The organism is Peribacillus sp. NPDC056705, from assembly GCF_043656335.1.
Genome location: NZ_JBHTYI010000133.1, coordinates 1 through 1,910, shown reverse-complemented (window position 1 = coordinate 1,910; position 1,910 = coordinate 1). Strand labels below are relative to the sequence as shown.

The following is a 1,910-nucleotide window of genomic DNA, read 5'->3' as shown; positions in this document are numbered from 1 at the left end:
AGCAAAATTCAAAAAGGGCTTCCTCCGTCTATAGAAGGAATGGGAAGTCCTTTTTAGGTCTGAAATGTATTGCGAATTTGGTTTACATGATTTTCCTGTGATGAAATTTCGAAAAATTGCAGACCAAACCCCTCTTTCATCCGTCTATATATATGTGGAGGGTAAATCTATGAAAAAACGGTGGCTTTGGATCGTAATCATCATAATCGTTCTTGTCCTGATAGCAACCATAATCAGTGGTTATGGGGAACGTGCCGGGTTTAAACCCAGGGTTGAGGCAAAAGCAGTCGTCCTGATGGATATGTCCACCGGACGTATTTTGTACAGCCACAATGGTGACGTACCGCTTCCCCCGGCAGGTATGGCCAAGCTGATGACGGAACTGGTCATCCTGGACGATATTAAATCCGGACTTCGAACATGGGACGATGAAGTCCAAATTACTGGCCTAGCTAGCAAGACAACAGGTGCTAAGTTGGCTCTGAAGCATGGGGAGATCTTTACTGTCCGCGAATTATTTCAGAGTATGGCGGTGTATAACACGAATGACGCAAGCGTAGCATTAGCTGAGCATTTTGCTGGTTCAGAGGAAGCGTTTGTCCGCAAGATGAACGATAAAGCGCGGAAGATTGGCTTATCGGATCAATCGCGATTCGTGAATACTACAGGAGTAGATAACAAGTCATCTAGTCTGTGGCCGCTTGGCGTACCAACCGATATGGAAACCGTTATGACGGCTGAGGATACAGCTAAACTGACGGCGCATCTGATTACAAGCCACCCTGATATATTAAGTATGTCCAGTAAGACACAAATGAAATTAAGTGGAAGAAATTTATATTTAAGCAATACGAATTGGATGCTTTCTACCCTTGGCGGGCCATACTCTTATGAGGGTACAGATGGCTTGAAGACCGGCTATAGCGCGAATGCTGGTTATTGTTTTACCGGCACGGCAGAGCAGCAAGGAACAAGATTGATTGCAGTCGTAATGGGTACGGAGTCGCGAGAGGCTAGGTTTGAGGAGACACGTAAGTTATTCGATTACGGATTTGCCAAGACATTAACATGGAGGGAGCGGCTGGACAGCTGGTTTATGCAATCAGGTACAGCCGCTGTGCTTTCATTTCATCGAAATCATAAATATTGATGGTAACTGCCTAAATTGGTAGATTTATAGATCCAGTCCCGCAGGGTTCACATAACACAAGAATTTAGTTTACAATAGATCATGTGCAGTAATTCGTCTCAAGTTAAAAAGTGAGTCAACGGGCAAGCATCCCGTTTAATAAGGAAAGGAGGGTGAGCCTAATCGTTCAGGGTCTCTAAGAGCCCTTTCTCAATCTGACTTATCCCATCATTTATTATATAATAAAGAAGGAATTGAACTCATGAAGAGGAAATCAATATATATTACACTTGCTATTGTTTTATTGCTGGGATCATCTGCGTACTTGTTCAGAACGCAACTGGCTATTGTGGCATTTGATCTGTTTATGGCTAAGGACGTGGAAGAATCTTTGCAGCACTCGTATAAGCCGCTGCAAAGTGACAAGACACCTGAGCCTGTCGTAATGCAGAGCGAGCCTTTCTCCGTCATGCTGCTCGGAAGCGACCAGCGGGACCAGGAGGCTGCTCGTTCCGATACATTGATTTATGCCGTAGTTCGTCCCATGGAGTCTAAGGTTCTGTTGATCTCCGTACCGAGGGATACGTATGTGGACATTATCGGGCGTGACAGAAAAGATAAGATTAATCATGCGTTTGCCTTTGGTGGTCACCAGATGGCCAAGGATACGATGGAGGCGTTCTTTGACGAGGAGATCGACTACTATGCTTCCATTAACTTTGAAGGCTTGAAGAATGTTGTAGATGCTATGGGTGGCGTAGAACTTCCGATTGGCAAAGAC

The 1,910-nt window shown here is 44.8% G+C and carries 2 protein-coding genes; both read left to right on the top strand.

What is annotated here, in order from left to right; all coding sequences use genetic code 11:
- Positions 1-169: 169 nt before the first annotated feature.
- The gene (locus tag ACFRAK_RS28190; protein ID WP_394573066.1) at positions 170-1,150 is read left to right on the top strand and encodes a D-alanyl-D-alanine carboxypeptidase family protein; all 981 of its coding nucleotides are present in this window, start codon (positions 170-172) and stop codon (positions 1,148-1,150) included.
- A 241-nt stretch (positions 1,151-1,391) separates the two neighbouring features.
- Positions 1,392-1,910, top strand: a 519-nt coding sequence (locus ACFRAK_RS28185) for an LCP family glycopolymer transferase (protein WP_394573065.1), incomplete at its 3' end; no start/stop codon positions are given.